Here is a 15,673-nt window from a genome sequence, read left to right on the forward strand (position 1 = left end):
TGCGGGGCTGATGCCGCCACTAGACTCGAAAGCTGCTGGACATGAGGGAGTTACCGTGATCGCCGATGTGCTGACCGAAACCGCCGGACGTATGGAACGGGCCGTGGAAGCGGCCAAGGAGGACTTCTCGACCGTCCGAACCGGGCGTGCGAACCCGCAGCTCTTTCAGAAGCTGAACGTGGAGTACTACGGCACCCCCACGCCGCTCGCGCAGCTCGCTTCGCTGAACAACCCCGAGGCGCGAACGATCATCGTCACGCCCTACGACAAGTCGGCGCTGAAGGCGATCGAACAGGCCATCCGGGACATGCCCAACCTCGGGGCCAACCCCACGAACGACGGCAACATCATCCGCGTGACGATGCCCGAGCTCACGCAGGACCGCCGCAAGGAGTACGTCAAGCTCGTGCGCAGCAAGGGTGAGGACGCGAAGGTGCACGTGCGCGGCATCCGCCGCAAGGCCAAGGACGAGCTCGACGCGCTGAAGTCCGAGGTCGGCGAGGACGAACTCGTCCGGGCGGAGAAGGAGCTCGACGCTCTGACGCGTTCGCATGTCGACGCGATCGACGAGGCGCTCAAGCGTAAAGAAGCCGAGCTCCTCGAGGTCTGAGAAGGCATGTCCGACGCATCCGATGCCGCCGGGGCCGCACCAGAGAGTGCGGCACCGGGGCAAGGAGTGCCGCCGGGGCGCGATCGCGCCGGGGCGGAACGCCAGACGTCGCCGATCCGGGCGCGACGGAACGAGTTCGAACTGCAGGTCGCGCACGCGCGCGCGGAGTTCGAGGAGGCGAACGAGCGCATCAAGCAGCGCACCGGCCGTGACCTGATCCTCGCCATCGTGATCGGTGTGGCGATCGGCGCCGTTGTGCTGGTGGCCCTCGTCTTCGTGAAGTGGCCGTTCCTGATCTTCGGCGCGGGTGTCGCGCTGCTGGGGACCTTCGAGTTCGCTCGAGCGCTGCAGGCGTCGGGCCGGAAGGTCGATGTCGTCCCGCAGCTCGTCGGCGGGTTGATGATCCTGATGTCGGCGTACTTCCTCGATCTCTGGCTCCACTGGGTGTCGCTGTTCGTCGCGGTCGTGCTCATCGTGGTGTGGCGTCTGCTCGGACAGATGATCGCGCGGGACGGTCGACGCTACTCGGCCGTGGTGGACGATGTTCTGGCGGGCGCGCTTCTGCCCGTGTACGTATCGTTCCTCGCGAGCCTCGCACTGGTGCTGTTGCGCCAGGATCACGGCGAGTGGTGGGTCATGGCCTTCCTCATCGTGGCGATCGCGTCGGACACGGGTGCCTATGTGACCGGCTTGACCCTCGGTCGGCACCCGATGGCGCCGCGCATCAGTCCCAAGAAGACGTGGGAAGGATTCGCGGGCGCCGCTCTCGCTGCGGTGATCGCGGGTGTGCTGCTGTCATGGCTGATGCTCGGGCTTCCCTGGTGGACCGGAATCATCTTCGGCTTGGTGATCCTGGGCACGGCGACCGCGGGGGACCTCGGCGAATCCATGCTCAAACGTGATCTCGGCATCAAGGACATGAGCTCCTGGCTCCCCGGTCACGGCGGCGTGCTGGATCGGCTCGACTCCATCCTCCCGTCGGCTCCCGCGGCTCTCGCTCTGTTCTACCTGCTGACACCTTTGGCGGTTTCATGACAGTCCACGACGGATCCGCGCTCGAACAGCGCAACGAGACCGCGGCGATCTCCACCTCGTCCCGTCACAACGCCTTCCCACGCGTGCAGGGGCGGGCGAAGGGCTACGATCCGGTCGCCGTGGACGACTTTCTCGCCCGCGCCCGGGAGGCCTTCGAATCCGACCTGCCGGATGAGACGGCAGTCGCGGCGTCCGACGTCCGCGACGTCTCGTTCGCACTCGTGCGCGGCGGGTACGCGATCGGCCCGGTGGATGCCGCACTCGGCCGTGTGGAGGACGCGTTCGCCGCGCAGGAGCGTCAGCAGAAGATCGCCCGCATGGGCGCACGGGCCTGGGTGCAGCAGCAGCGTCAGGACGCGCAGGTCGTGCTCGACCGACTGGGACGAGAGCGCCGGCACCGCTTCGAGCGCGTCTCGTTCGTCCACTACGGGTACCGTGTGGACGAGGTCGACCTGGTGGCGGATCGGATCGCCCGCTACCTGGCCGACGGCACAGGGCTGACGGTCGAACAAGTGCGATCGGTCGCCTTTCGGATGCAGCGCGGCGGATACCGCGAGACCCAGGTGGATGCGGTGCTCGACGCCGTCGTCGAGATCATGCTGGCGGTCGGTTGAATCCCGGCCTGCGGGCTCGCATGGCGTTCTCAGGACCAAATCGTTACAATCGGGGAATCGTGACTTCCGGAGATGACACCCGAAACCCGGCGCCGCTGACCCGACGGTCGGCCCGTGCGCTGGCCGTTCCGGCGTCGGCTCCCGCATCGCGGGCGGCGACGAACGCGCGCTGGTCGCGGCGCCGCGGGGTCGTCGGGGTGTTCGCCGGGGTGGCCGCGCTGGCTTTCGCCGCCGCATCCGTCGGCCCTGCCGCGTTCGCGCTCACGGATGCGTCGCCGGCGCAGTCGGAGACAGAGACGGTCTACTCGAGCACGATCGACGACGCGCAGAGTCTCGTCGTGGCGTCCGGGGCTGTCGTGTCGCTCGACCGTGACTCGTACAGCGCGTTCGAGAAGCCCAAGCCGCCGCCTCCGCCGGAGCCGAAGGTGGCGGCAGCATCCCCTTCGACGCCGTTCTATTCGGGCGGAGGAGCACCGTCCGAGTGGATGGCTGCGGCGGGCATCGCCGAGAGCGACTGGGGCTACGTCGACTACATCGTCTCCAAGGAGAGCGGCTGGAATCCCAACGCCACCAACCGCAGCTCCGGCGCGTGCGGTCTCGTGCAGGCTCTGCCGTGCAGCAAGGTTCCCGGCAACGGCTACGACCCGGTGGACAACCTTCGCTGGGGTACCGGGTACGCCGTCGGCCGCTACGGCAGCTGGGCGGGCGCGTACGCGTTCTGGATCAACAACCACTGGTGGTGACGGTGGCGCGATCGCGTCGACGCCGCCCCGAGCACTCCGGCTCCGAAGAGTCGTTCCAGCGCTTGCTGGCGGGCTTCAAACGCACGGAGATGCGCGGCGGCCGTGAATGGACGGTGCAGCCGATCTCGGCAATGCAGGCCGTGAAGGAGTACACCTGCCCAGGTTGTCACCGCGTCATCCCGGCGGGAACAGCACATCTGGTGGTGTGGCGCGCGGACGGGGTCATGGGCGACGCCGCGGATCTCGCGGCACGTCGGCATTGGCATTCTCACTGTTGGAAGGTGGCGTGATGGCTGAGATCCGTGGTGCGAGTGTGCTTCCGGCCCGACGCGAGGACATCGTCCTGCGCACGGCGGACGGACTCCAGCTGGTGGGGGAGTTGGCGCTTCCGCTCGAGAAGGAGCCCGTCGCCACTCTCGTGACGCTCCATCCGCTGCCCACCCACGGCGGGTTCATGGACTCGCACATCCTCCGCAAGGCCGCAGCCCGGCTGCCCGCCCTCGCGGATCTCGCCGTGCTCCGGTTCAACACCCGGGGCACCTCTTCGCCGCGCGGAAAGAGCGACGGTCACTTCGAGGAGGGGGTCGGCGAGGAGGCAGACGTCGCAGCGGCCATGCACCTCGTCGCCGACCGCGCGCTGCCGCATCCGTGGCTCGTCGGCTGGTCGTTCGGCACCGAGCTGGCGCTCAAGTACGGCAGGCAGCACCCCGTGGACGGCGCCATCCTGCTCTCGCCTCCGTTGCATCGCGCGAGCGAGGAGGATGTCGCCGCCTGGCAAGGAGATCCTCGGCGACTGGTCGCGCTCATCCCCGAATTCGACGATTACCTGCGTCCCGACGAGGCGCGACGCCGGTTCACCTCGGTGCCGGACATGACACTGATCGCCGTCGAGGGCGGCAAGCACCTCTGGGTGGGTGAGGCTCAGACCCGCCGCGTGCTGGACGAGATCGTCGCGATCGTCAATCCGGCGGCCGCGCCCCTTCCGACGGAGTGGGAGGGGCCGATCGCCTGATCACCGCTCGTTCATGCGTGGGACGATCACCTGCCGATAGATGATCAGGATGCTCGCGGCCACCGGGATCGCGACGAGCGCGCCGAGAAGTCCGAGCAGCGATCCGCCGGCGAGGGCGGCGATGACGACCACCGCACCGGGGACGGCCACGGCGCGACTCATGATGCGCGGCGAGACCAGGTAGGCCTCGAGCTGCATGTAGATGACGTACCAGATGGCCGCGGTGAGCGCGGTCGTCGGCGAGCCCAGACCCGGGATGAGACAGGTCAGGACGATGATGACCGAGCCCGTCAGCGTTCCGACCAACGGGATGAGCGAGAAGAAGAACGCGATCACAGCGAGCACGGCAGGGAACGGCGCCTGGATGATCGTCAGGAAGATGGCGCTCAGCACGCCATTGATGACGCCGAGGCTGACCTGCCCCATGACGTAGTACCCGACGGAGTCGGTGATCTGCTCGGACAGCTCGATGAATCGCGGACGACGCGAAGCGGGGACGAGGCTGTAGACCGCTGCCTTGAGGTTCGGCGTCGACGCGGTGAAGTAGATCGTGAGGATCAGGACGATGAAGGCTCCCGTCAGTCCACCGAGGAACGCGAGGCTCGCGTTGATGACGCCGCCGGTGATGTTCCCCCAGTTCGAGATCGCCCAGTTCTGGACGTTCGTCACGGTGTCGTCGATCGTGCTGTCCTGGATTCCCGGGAACACCGAATGGATCCAGTCCTTGACGTCTTGCCACGACGTGCTCTGAAGGAACCGCGTCACTTCCTCGACGAGCTGGCTGACCTGGCTCACGATGATCGGGACGACCATCCACACGATGCCGGCGAAGATCGCGAGGACACCGAGGACGGTGACGAGCACGGCCGACCAGCGCGGCAGCCGTCTCCTGGTCAGCCATGCCACCACGGGCTCGAGACCGAGCGACAGGAAGAGAGCCGTGCCGATGTAGAGGAGGATCGTCGACAGGGTCTGCACGCTGCCGATGAGCAGGAGCCCCAGGCCGACGCCGAGCGTGCCGATGAAGGCGATGCGGAAAGGGTTGTGGAGCTTCACAGTGCCTCCTCGGCGAGCGGAACGTGCTGCACACACGATACGGGCGGAGCCGCCGTGGAGTCGGCAGCGACCCCCTCTCGCGCAACACACAGGCGTCTCGGCTAGTCTCGAATGTCGGATCGTTCCGCTCTGCGGGCATGGGAGGAAGATTTCGTGCGTTTCGTCTGGGCCGTCGCGGCCTTCGTACTGGCCGCTCTGCTCATCGGGGCAGGCATCGCTCAACGGACCGTTTTCTACGGCCCGTCCACGCAGAGCGCCGAGATCCCCGCCGCGGATGGAGCGGCATACACGATGGTCGACGGTGCCGTCCTGACCTCGCTGCCGGGCACGCAGACCCTGCGCGTCTCCGCTTCCGACGGCGTCTTCGTCGCCTACGGCCGCACCTCCGACATGCGTGCCTGGCTCTCCGATCAGACGTACAACGAGGTCTCCGTCGGGCAGGACGGCGTCTTGAACGCCGAGCTGATCGAGCCCCAGGCCTCTGAGGAGGATGCCGCCGCCGACACAGCGGGTGAAGGGGACCAGGCGGCGCCCGGAAGCCGCAATCCCGCGCAGTCCGATCTCTGGCTCGCTCAGTACAGCGACGATCGCGCGGTCAGTGTTCCCCTGCAACTGCCCGACTCGATGAGCGTGCTGATCGCCTCGGACGGCACGAAGGCCGCTCCCGCCGAGGCCAGCATCACCTGGAACATCGCCCAGACGACGCCCTGGGCAGGACCGCTCATGCTCCTGGGCGGCGTCGCGCTCGTCGCGGGGATCGTGCTGTACATCCTGGCCATCAGACACGACCGGCGCTCCCGCGGACCGCGCCGGAAAGCGCCGCCGCCCCTGCCGGAGACGCAGCCGATCGATCTCGCCGTCGAGCCGGGGGCGAAGGGCGTGATCAGTGCCACGCCTTCGCGACGATCCTCGCGTCGCCCGTTGCTCGCCGTTCCGTTGGCGGTGGTGGGTGCGCTCGTCTTCACCGGTTGCTCTCCGGATGCGTGGCCGGATCTGGCTCCGACGCCGACGCCCTCCGGGACCGCGGCAATCGTCGACTCGGCCGATCAGCAGGCGCCTGCAGTGACGGAGGCGCAGGCGCAGGCGATCCTGCAGCGTATCTCGACGACGGTCGCGTCCGCCGATGAGGCACGCGACGCGAACCTCGCGGCCACCCGGCTCGATGGAGCCGCGCTGGCCGAGCGCAACACGAATTACGCCCTGCGCGGCGCTCTCGCCGATGAGGCGGCGCTCCCTCCGATTCCGGCCGAGCCCACGCAGATCATCCTGCCGCAGGCGTTCGACGATTGGCCGCGCACGGTGATGGCCGTCGTGCAGAAGGAAGGCGCCCAGGGACCGGTCTCCACGATCATGTTCCTGACGCAGGCCGACCAGTGGGCCGATTACAAGCTGTCGTACATCGGGGATCTGCTGGGATCGGTCGAGATGCCCGATCTCGCTCCCGCGTACATCGGCGCCTCCCAGGTTCCGCCGGACTCGTCGTTCCTGACGATCGCGCCGGACAAGCTGGCAGAGGCGTACGCCGACGTCCTGAACAACGGCAAGGACAGCTCGTCCATCGCACTGTTCGACGAGCAGACCGACCTGTTCAGTCAGAATGTCACCGCGAACCGCCAGGAACGCCGGGACAAGTTCAATGAGACCGGTGCCTCGACCGGCACGATCGAGTTCGCGGCCCAGGCGGGCAGCCAGGCTCCGCTCGCTCTCGCGACCCTCGAGAGCGGAGCGATCGTCGCGGTCTCCGTCAACGAAGTCGACACAGTCACGCCGAACAGCGGCGACGTCGTGATCAAGCTGACCGACAATCCCACCGTTCAGGCGCTGACCGGTGTGTCGGAGTCCGCCACCGGCGTGAGCTCGACGTTCGCCGACCAGCTGTTCTTCTATGTGCCGGCGCAAGGCTCCTCGGAGAAGATCCGACTCCTCGGTTACACCTCCAACATCCTGGAAGCGAAGGTTCTGTGATGTCCGATCAGGCCCCCGGAGCCGTCCTGCGCGGCGCCGTCGATCTCTCCGCTCTTCGAAACCGGCCCGCTCCGGGGTCGAATGCCGCCCCCTCCTCCCCGGCGGCCGGCTCCCTCGTGCAGGATGTGACCGACGCGACGTTCGGCCAGATCCTCGAGCTCTCGCGGACGGTCCCGGTCGTCGTGGACCTCTGGGCCGAATGGTGCGGACCCTGCAAGCAGCTCAGCCCCATCCTCGAGAAGGTGGTGGAAGAGCTCGCCGGGCGTCTCGTCCTGGCGAAGGTGGATGTGGACGCCAACCCGCAGATCGCGCAGGGCTTCCGTGCGCAGTCCATTCCCCTGGTCGTGGCTCTCGTCGGCGGCCAGCCGGTTCCGCTGTTCACCGGCGCCGTTCCCGAGGAGCAGGTCCGTGAGGTCTTCTCGCAGCTCCTGCAGCTCGCGGCGCAGAACGGGGTCACGGGGACGGTCGATGCCGGCACCGGGAGCCCGGCGGACGCTCCCGAGGAGGCGCCGCTGCCGCCCTTGCACGCGGAGGCCTTCGCGGCGATCGAAGACGGCGACTATGCGCGGGCGGCGTCGGCGTATGAGCGTGCGCTGGCAGAGAACCCGCGCGACGCCGATGCCCACGCGGGCCTCGGCCAGGTGCGTCTGCTGCAGCGCGTGCAGGGCGCGGACCTGCAGCAGGCCCGTGCGGCAGCCGCCGCCGCGCCCACCGACATCGACGCGCAGCTCCTGGTGGCCGACCTCGACATCTCGGGCGGACACGTGGACGACGCGTTCGGGCGGCTGCTCGACCTGTTCGCCGCGCTGCCGGCCGATGACCGCGCACCGGTGCGCGCGCGTCTGCTCGAGCTGTTCGGCCTCGTCGGCGACGCGGATCCCCGGGTCATCCGCGCGCGCGGACGCCTCGCCTCACTCCTGTTCTGAGGCCGAGGCGCCCGGGTTCGGAGCGCGATTCGTGCTGTGGGGCGCCATGTTCGCGCCCCGACGCTCCGATCGCGCCCCAAACCCGTTCTGTCACTCGGCGGGACGCAGCCAGAGCGCTCCGAGCGGCGGCAGCGTCATCCGTGCGCGCCCGGATGCATCGGCGGTCACCGCTCCGAGGTTGCCCACTCCGGAACCTCCGAAGGCGGATGCGTCGGAGTTGAGCAGCTCCTGCCAGACGCCCGCGAGGGGGAGATCCAGCTCATAGTCGTGCAGCGGCGCGCCGGAGAAGTTCGAGACCGCGACGAGGGGTCTGCCGTCGGCGTCCCAGCGGACGAACGCCGAGACGTTCGGGTTCCACGTGGGTCCGCCGATGCGGGAGAACGCAGAGCCGTCCGCGTCCCGCTGCCACAGCGCCGGGGTATCGCGGTACGTCGCGTTCAGGGCGGCGACGAAGTCGCCGAGCTCACGGTGGGCGGGCTGGTCGAGCAGCCACCACTCGAGTGATCGCGATTCGGACCATTCCGCGATCTGTCCGAACTCCTGACCCATGAACAGCAGTTGCTTGCCGGGGTGGGCCCACATGTAGGAGAGGAAGAGGCGCATTCCCGCGAGCTTCTGCCAGTGGTCGCCGGGCATCCGCGCGAAAAGGGAGCCCTTGCCGTGCACGACCTCGTCGTGGCTGATGGGGAGCACGTAGTTCTCGCTGAACGCGTACACGAACGAGAAGGACAGCTCGCCCTCGTGGTGCGCGCGGTAAAGCGGGTCGCGCGAGATGTAGACGAGCGAGTCGTTCATCCACCCCATGTTCCACTTGAAGCCGAATCCGAGGCCGCCGGCGCTCGTCGGCGCTGTGACGCCCGGGTAGCTCGTCGATTCCTCCGCGATCATGGCGATGCCGGGGAACTTCTTGTAGACGGTCGCGTTGGTCTCCTGGAGGAACTGGATCGCCTCCAGGTTCTCGCGGCCACCGTAGATGTTGGGCTCCCACTCGCCGGCCTCGCGGGAGTAGTCGAGGTAGAGCATGGAGGCGACCGCATCCACACGCAGGCCGTCGACGTGGAACTCCTCGAACCAGTACAGCGCGTTGGCGACGAGGAAGTTGCGCACCTCGGCCCGGCCGTAGTCGAAGATCAGGGTTCCCCAGTCCTTGTGCTCGCCGCGCCGCGGATCGGGGTGCTCATAGAGGGCCTCGCCGTCGAAACGGGCGAGCGCGAACTCGTCACGGGGGAAGTGACCCGGAACCCAGTCCATGATCACTCCGATGCCGGCGCCGTGCAGCCGGTCGATGAGGTAGCGGAGGTCGTCGGGTGAGCCGAACCGGCTCGTCGGCGCGTAGTAGCCGCTCACCTGGTATCCCCACGAACCGCCGAAGGGATGCTCGGCGAGCGGGAGGAACTCGACGTGCGTGAACCCCTGGGCGCTCACGTACTCGATGAGCGGGTCGGCGGCGTCGCGGTAGCCCAGCCCCGGCCGCCACGAGCCGAGGTGCAGCTCGTAGACCGACATCGGGCGCTCGAGCGGCTGGCTGGCGGCGCGTTCGGCGATCCACGCGTCGTCGCCCCATTCGTAGCCCGATTCCGTCACGACCGAGGCCGTCGCCGGCGGCAGCTCGGCGCGACGTGCCATCGGATCGGCCTTGAGGATCCACCGGCCGTCGCGCGTGAGGATCTCGTACTTGTAGGTGCTGTCCGCGCCCACACCCGGCGCGAAGAGCTCCCACACTCCGCTCGCGCCCATCGACCTCATGCTGTGCGACTGACCGTCCCAGCCGTTGAAGTCGGCGGCGACGCGCACGGCCTGAGCATGGGGGGCCCAGACCGCGAAGGACGTCCCCATCACGCCCTCGTGTTCGCGCACGTGGGAGCCGAGCACCTGCCAGAGCTGCTCGTGGCGTCCCTCGCGGATGAGGTGGAGGTCGAGTTCCCCGACCGTCGGTGAGAAGCGGTAGGGGTCGTCTGCGGTGTGCGCAGCGGAGCCCTCGTATGCGGCGGTGAGCCGGTACGGGCCCGCGTCGCCGCGGTACGCGCCCTCCCAGATGCCCGCGCGGACATGTTCGAGCGCTGTCTCTCGGCCATCGGCGAAGACGGCCGTGACGGATGCGGCCAGTGGCCGCCGGGCGCGGATCACTCCGCCGGCCGCGCCATCGGGGTGCAGACCCAGCACGTCGTGCGGGGCGTAATAGGAGCCGGTGGCGACGGTGTCGAGCACCCGGGGTTCGATGACGCTCATGCGAGGCCCTTCACGTGCAGGATGTGCGCCGGCTCGTGGAACGCGTCCAGCCGCACATAGTTGTGGTCGGTCCAGGTCCAGGAGGCACCCGTCACGAGGTCTTCGACGAGGTACGGCGATCCCGCCGGGATGCCCCATGCCGCGGTGTCCAGATGCACGGTCGTCTCGCGCGCGGAGTGCGGATCGACGTTCACGACGACGATGATCGTGTCGCTCTCGCCGCTCTCACTGAGGGCGCCGTCGAGGTGCTTCGAGTAGACCAGGATCGCGTCGTCGTCGCTGTGCTGGATCTGGAGGTTGCGCAGCTGGCGCAGCGCGGGATGCTCGCGCCGGACCCGGTTGAGGAAGGCGAGGTAGGGCGCGAGCGAGTCGCCGTCCGCCTCGGCCTGCTCCCAGTCGCGGAGCTTGTACTCGTACTTCTCGTTGTCGATGTTCTCCTCGCTGCCCGGGCGCGCCACGTTCTCGAACAGCTCGTAGCCCGCGTAGACGCCGTAGGTCGGCGCCGCGGTCGCCGCGATCGTCGCGCGGATCCGGTAGGCCGCGCGCCCTCCGTACTGGAGGTACTCGGTGAGGATGTCCGGGGTGTTGACGAAGAGGTTGGGGCGCAGGTAGTCGTCGGTCTCGTGGGCGAGCGAGTCGAGGAACTCCTCGAGCTCGGCCTTCGAGTTGCGCCACGTGAAATACGTGTAGCTCTGCTGGAAACCCGCCTGTGCGAGCCCGCGCAACGGCGTGGGCCTGGTGAATGCCTCGGCCAGGAAGACGACGTCGGGCGCCTCGTCGCGGACGGTGCGGATCAGCCACTCCCAGAACTGCAGCGGCTTGGTGTGGGGATTGTCGACGCGGAAGATCCTCACGCCCTGGGCGATCCAGTGGCGCACGATGCGCAGCACCTCGGCACGGATGCCCGCGGGGTCGTTGTCGAAGTTGACGGGATAGATGTCCTGGTACTTCTTCGGAGGGTTCTCCGCGTACGCGATCGTTCCGTCGGGGAGGGTCGTGAACCACTCCGGGTGCTCCGTCACCCACGGATGATCGGGCGACGCCTGCAACGCCAGATCGAGCGCGATCTCGATGCCGGCGGATGCGGCCGCAGCCACGAAGGCGCGGAAGTCGGCCAGTGAGCCGAGTTCCGGATGGACGGCATCGTGGCCGCCTTCCGGCGCGCCGATCGCCCACGGGGATCCGGGGTCGGCGGGGCCCGCGCTCAGCGTGTTGTTGGGGCCCTTGCGGTGGGTGCGGCCGATGGGATGGATCGGCGGCAGGTAGAGCACATCGAACCCCATCGCCGCAACGCCCGGCAGCCGATCGACGGCGGTGCGGAACGTGCCCGGCTCGATGGCCCCGTCGGCCCGGCGCCTCGCTCCCTCGGATCGGGGGAAGAACTCGTACCATGCGCCGACGCCCGCCCGCTCGCGCTCGACGAGGAGCTCGTGCGTCGCGCCGAGGGTCCAGAGCTCGCCGAGCGGGCGGGCGGTGAAGGCCTCTGCGATGCGGTCGTCGTGGACGATGGCGAGAGAGGTCTCCTCGTCGGTGCCGCTCGCGCGTAGGAGCGCGGCGTTCTCCGTCAACAGGCGCCTCTCTGCGGCGGGGCGGTCCTTCTCCGCGGCGGCGTCGTCGAAGAGGCGTGCTCCGATCTCGCGCATCAGCGCCACATCCACGCCCGCGGGGATCTTCAGCTCGGCCGCATGGCGCCAGGTGGCGTACCGGTCGGCGAACGCCTCGAAACGGAAGGACCACGTCCCCTGCACGAGCAGCGTGACCAGGACGCCCCACGTGTCCAACCCGTCCTCGTGGGCGTCGAGCCGATGCAGCGACTCGCTTCCGTCGGGCGCGGTCAGCCGCAGCTGCACGCCGATCAGGTCGTGCCCCTCTCGGAACGCGCGCACGCGGAACGGGACGACCTCGCCCGCGAAGGCGGAAGGGTCGAACCGCGGGTCGGGCGTCGACGGTCGTTCCGCGCTGAGCGGGATGCGGCCGGTCAGCGTGTCGGCGGGCGCGGGCGCCGCGACGGTGCGCAGCGGGATCTCGGCTCCGCTTCGTTGAGTGCGGACGGGGAGCGATCGTGTCGGAGTGGCCACACAGCGAACCTATCGCGGGCGGGTGCGGCACGACAGGCGTGACGCGGTCGGTGCGAACGTGCTATTCGGCGCGGAAGAGATGCATCGAGGTCGGGGGAGTCGGAACGACGTCGCCGGGTGCCAGGACGGGTGCCTCCAGCGAGGGCGACTCCTCCGCGCTGGACCAGAGCGAAACGTAGCGGCTGACTCCGTCGATGACCGGAAGGCGCACATCCACCGGGGTCTCGTTGCCGTGCACGATGAGCAGGATGCGGTTGAACTCTTCGAACTCGGGGGTCGACGCCGCGACGTACTGGAGCGTGCGGTGCGCGGGATCGTTCCATCGCTCGCCCGACATGGTCTCGCCGCGCTCGTCGTACCACTCCATGACGGACGCGGACGGCGTCTCCTCGTCGAGGCGTGCGAAGCGGATGGGGCGGAGCGCCGGATTCTCCGCGCGCAGCTCGATCAGACGCCGTACGTGCGAGAAGAGGTCCCGCTGCCAGGGGCGATGCTCCCACGACAGCCAGGTGAGGGCCGAGTCGTGGCAGTACGCGTTGTTGTTGCCGCGCTGGGTCCGGCCGAACTCGTCACCGGCGGTGATCATCGGGACCCCCGCCGAAAGCAGGAGCGTGCCCATGAGATTGCGCATCGCCTTTCGGCGGGTGGCGAGGATCCGCTCGTCGTCGGTCGCGCCCTCCGCGCCGTGGTTGAAGGACCGGTTCGTGTCGGCGCCGTCGCGGTTGTGCTCGCCGTTGCCGAGATTGTGCTTGACGTCGTAGGAGACGAGGTCGTTGAGGGTGAAGCCGTCGTGAGCGGTGACGAAGTTGATGGACGCCAGCGGACCCCGCTCGGCACTGAACGTGTTCGAGGAGCCCGCGAGCCGTGTGGCGAATCCGCCGATGCCCACCGGTGCCGTGGAGGCGCGGCGCGCATAGTCGACGTCCGAGAGCCAGAAGTTGCGCACGCGGTCGCGGTAACGGTCGTTCCACTCGTGCCAGCCGTCGCCGAAGTTCCCCGTCTGCCATCCGCCCATGCCCACGTCCCACGGCTCGGCGATCTTCTTCGTGTCGGCGAGCTCCGGGTCGTCGGCGATCGCCCGCAGCAGCGGATGCTCCGGCGTGAAGCGATGCTGATCGTCGCGTCCGAGAGTGGTGGCGAGATCGAACCGGAACCCGTCGATCTGCACGTCGCGCGCCCAGTAGCGCAGGGAGTCCAGGACGAGACGCGCACCCGCATCCGTCGCCGTGTTCACGGAGTTCCCGCATCCGGTGACGTCGATGTACGTTCCGTCCTCCTGCTGCCGGTAGTAGGCGCGGTTGTCGAGACCTCGCAGGCTCGAGCGCGGCCCGCCGATGCCCTCCTCCGCGGTGTGGTTGTAGACCACGTCGAGGACGACCTCGAGACCGGCTTGGTGCAGGAGCTTCACCATCCCCTTCACCTCGCGAAGAACCGCATCTGGTCCCTCGCGGCGCGCCTGGTCGGTCGCGTAGGCGGCGTGCGGTGCGAAGAAGCCGAGGGTGTTGTACCCCCAGTAGTTGTCGAGTCCCAGCTGCAGCAGGCGGGGCTCGGAGGCGAACGCATGGATGGGCAGCAGCTCGATCGTCGTGACGCCCAGGTCGAGGAAGTACTCGATCATGGCGGGATGCGCGAGCCCCGCGTAGGTGCCGTGCAGCGCTGCGGGGACACCCGGATGCCGCTTGGTCATCCCCTTGACGTGCGCCTCGTAGACGATCGTTCGATCCAGCGGGACGGCCGGCTTTCGCACCTCGCCCCAGTCGAAACCGCGATCGACGACGACCGAACGCCAGTCGCCGAAGCCGCTGCTGACGATCCCGCGGCCGTACGGGTCGAGGAGCAGCGTCTGCGGATTGAAGATGTTGCCGGCCCCGAACGGCCCCGCGGCCCGCAACGCGTAGCGTGCGCCGGCGACCAGGAGCTCGGAGGTGATCTCCCAGACTCCTCTCTCGCGACGCTGCATCGGCAGGATCGCCGTCGCCCAGTCGAGATCGTCGGCGTCGAAGATCACCACATCGAGAGAGTCGGCCGCCTGCGAGAAGACGCGCAGGGTGCCGCCGTCGTCGTGCAGACGCACGCCGAGGTCGTCGAGAGCGGGGTCGAGGACCTGCGAGAGCGCGGGAGCTGAGGTCGTTGTCGGGCTGACCATGCCCACAACCCTAGCCATCCGCGCATGACGAACTGATGACGCCCGGTGACCTTGCGCGTGCGACAGTGGACGGGTGCACATCTATCTGGACCATGCGGCGTCGAGTCCGTTGCGTCCTGAGGCGCGAGAGGCCTGGCTCGACGCGGCGGCGACGACGGGAAACGCCTCTTCCGTGCACGGCGGCGGACAGGCGGCGCGCCGGGTGCTTGAGGACGCACGAGAACGGCTCGCCGCGGTCGTCGGCGCGGATCCCATCGAGGTCGTGTTCACCTCCGGCGGCACCGAGTCCGTGAATCTCGCGGTCAAGGGTCTGTGGGCGACCCGTGCCGACGGTGCGGAGGCGGTGGTGCTCCCGGACGGGGAGCACCACGCGACGATCGACTCGGTCGCGGCCCTCGTCGACGCACAGCATGCCGAGGTGAGACCCGTGCGGCTGAGCCCGCTCGGCGAGGTCGACCTCGAGGGCTTCGCGTCGGCCCTCGGTGGTGCCGCGTTCGCCACGGCGCTGGTCGCCAACAACGAGGTCGGCACCCTCTCCGATGCGGCGGGGCTCGCAGCGCGCGCCGCATCCGCCCTGGTGCCGCTGCACCTGGACGCCGTGGCCGCGTTCGGCCAGGTTCCCGTGGACTTCCGACGGTGGCGAGGTGATGTTCCGGCGGGCGTGGGTCTGGTGGCGTTGAGCCTGTCGGCGCACAAGGTCGGCGGTCCGGTGGGCACGGGTGCTCTCGTCAGCGCTCGGTCCGCGCGGATCGGTGCGCAGATGCACGGGGGCGCACAGCAGCGGGGACTGCGGGCCGGAACACAGGACATCGCGGGTGCCGCGGCCTTCGCCGTGGCGGCGGAACTCGCCGCGGCCGAGCGGGATGCGGAGGCCGTGCGTCTCGCTGAGCTGCGGGACCGGCTGGTGAGCCGGGCACGCGCGCTCGTGCCGGGACTCGAGCTGCTCGGCGACCCCGTGCGCCGCATCCCCGGCAATGCGCATCTGCTCGTGCCCGGTGCGTTGGGGGAGACACTCTTGTTCCTGCTCGACACCCGCGGAATCTCGGTCTCGACGGGGTCTGCGTGTCAAGCGGGGATCGCAGAGCCCTCGCACGTCGTGCGCGCACTCGGGCGTGACGAGGAGGCGGCGCGTTCCGTGCTGCGGATCACCCTGGGTCGTACGACGACCCCGGACGACGTCGACGCTTTCCTCGAGGCTCTGCCCTGGGCCGCCGAGCGTGCGCGTGCTGCCGGAGCTCGTACCGTCTCGTCCTCGTAGA

General features: G+C 68.8%; 13 protein-coding genes. 9 read left to right on the forward strand and 4 right to left on the reverse strand.

Annotated features, from left to right (window positions below):
- Positions 1-55: 55 nt before the first annotated feature.
- From frr to QE377_RS15765, 6 genes are read left to right on the forward strand one after another with little or no spacing between them, the layout of a single operon-like run.
- Positions 56-610: a ribosome recycling factor gene (gene frr / locus QE377_RS15740; RefSeq protein ID WP_307325111.1), complete on the forward strand. Its 555-nt coding sequence runs from the start codon at positions 56-58 to the stop codon at positions 608-610.
- Positions 611-616: 6 nt separating this feature from the next.
- On the forward strand, positions 617-1,645 hold the full coding sequence (locus QE377_RS15745; protein WP_307325114.1) for a phosphatidate cytidylyltransferase: 1,029 nt from the start codon (positions 617-619) through the stop codon (positions 1,643-1,645).
- Positions 1,642-2,259 carry a DivIVA domain-containing protein gene (locus QE377_RS15750; RefSeq protein WP_307325116.1) on the forward strand — a complete coding sequence of 206 codons (618 nt, stop codon included), beginning with the start codon at positions 1,642-1,644 and terminating at the stop codon, positions 2,257-2,259. Before QE377_RS15745 ends, QE377_RS15750 begins: the two co-directional genes overlap by 4 nt.
- A 59-nt stretch (positions 2,260-2,318) precedes the next feature.
- Complete coding sequence (locus tag QE377_RS15755) at positions 2,319-3,002, forward strand: transglycosylase SLT domain-containing protein (RefSeq protein ID WP_307325119.1); 684 nt, start codon at positions 2,319-2,321, stop codon at positions 3,000-3,002.
- Positions 3,003-3,004: 2 nt separating this feature from the next.
- Positions 3,005-3,292, forward strand: coding sequence for a hypothetical protein (locus QE377_RS15760; protein WP_307326053.1), 288 nt, complete (start codon positions 3,005-3,007; stop codon positions 3,290-3,292).
- Entirely contained in the window at positions 3,292-4,014 is a 723-nt protein-coding gene (locus tag QE377_RS15765; RefSeq protein ID WP_307325123.1) for an alpha/beta hydrolase, read from the forward strand. Before QE377_RS15760 ends, QE377_RS15765 begins: the two co-directional genes overlap by 1 nt.
- On the opposite strand, the gene QE377_RS15770 is transcribed toward QE377_RS15765, so the two are convergent.
- Complete coding sequence (locus QE377_RS15770) at positions 4,015-5,070, reverse strand: AI-2E family transporter (protein WP_307325126.1); 1,056 nt, start codon at positions 5,068-5,070, stop codon at positions 4,015-4,017.
- A gap of 111 nt (positions 5,071-5,181) precedes the next feature.
- Between QE377_RS15770 and QE377_RS15775 the strand changes: the two genes are divergently transcribed.
- Positions 5,182-7,035, forward strand: a complete 1,854-nt coding sequence (locus tag QE377_RS15775; RefSeq protein ID WP_307325129.1) for a glycosyl transferase — start codon at positions 5,182-5,184, stop codon at positions 7,033-7,035.
- Entirely contained in the window at positions 7,035-7,961 is a 927-nt protein-coding gene (locus QE377_RS15780; RefSeq protein ID WP_307325131.1) for a tetratricopeptide repeat protein, read from the forward strand. The genes QE377_RS15775 and QE377_RS15780 overlap by 1 nt, the downstream gene beginning before the upstream one ends.
- Before the next feature lie 90 nt (positions 7,962-8,051).
- Here QE377_RS15780 and glgB read toward each other — a convergent pair whose 3' ends face one another.
- The 3 genes from glgB to glgX all read right to left on the reverse strand — a co-directional run bounded on the left by glgB (position 8,052) and on the right by glgX (position 14,414).
- Positions 8,052-10,190 (reverse strand): 1,4-alpha-glucan branching protein GlgB, encoded by a 2,139-nt coding sequence (gene glgB, locus QE377_RS15785; RefSeq protein WP_307325134.1) that lies wholly within the window; start codon positions 10,188-10,190, stop codon positions 8,052-8,054.
- Positions 10,187-12,268 (reverse strand): maltotransferase domain-containing protein, encoded by a 2,082-nt coding sequence (locus QE377_RS15790; protein ID WP_373459539.1) that lies wholly within the window; start codon positions 12,266-12,268, stop codon positions 10,187-10,189. Before QE377_RS15790 ends, glgB begins: the two co-directional genes overlap by 4 nt.
- 61 nt (positions 12,269-12,329) lie before the next feature.
- On the reverse strand, positions 12,330-14,414 hold the full coding sequence (glgX, locus tag QE377_RS15795; protein WP_307325137.1) for a glycogen debranching protein GlgX: 2,085 nt from the start codon (positions 14,412-14,414) through the stop codon (positions 12,330-12,332).
- A gap of 73 nt (positions 14,415-14,487) precedes the next feature.
- On the opposite strand from glgX, the gene QE377_RS15800 reads away from it, so the two are divergent.
- Complete coding sequence (locus QE377_RS15800; RefSeq protein WP_307325139.1) at positions 14,488-15,672, forward strand: cysteine desulfurase family protein; 1,185 nt, start codon at positions 14,488-14,490, stop codon at positions 15,670-15,672.
- Position 15,673 lies beyond the last annotated feature (1 nt).

The organism is Microbacterium sp. SORGH_AS_0862 (assembly GCF_030818795.1).
Taxonomy (GTDB): Bacteria; Actinomycetota; Actinomycetes; order Actinomycetales; family Microbacteriaceae; genus Microbacterium.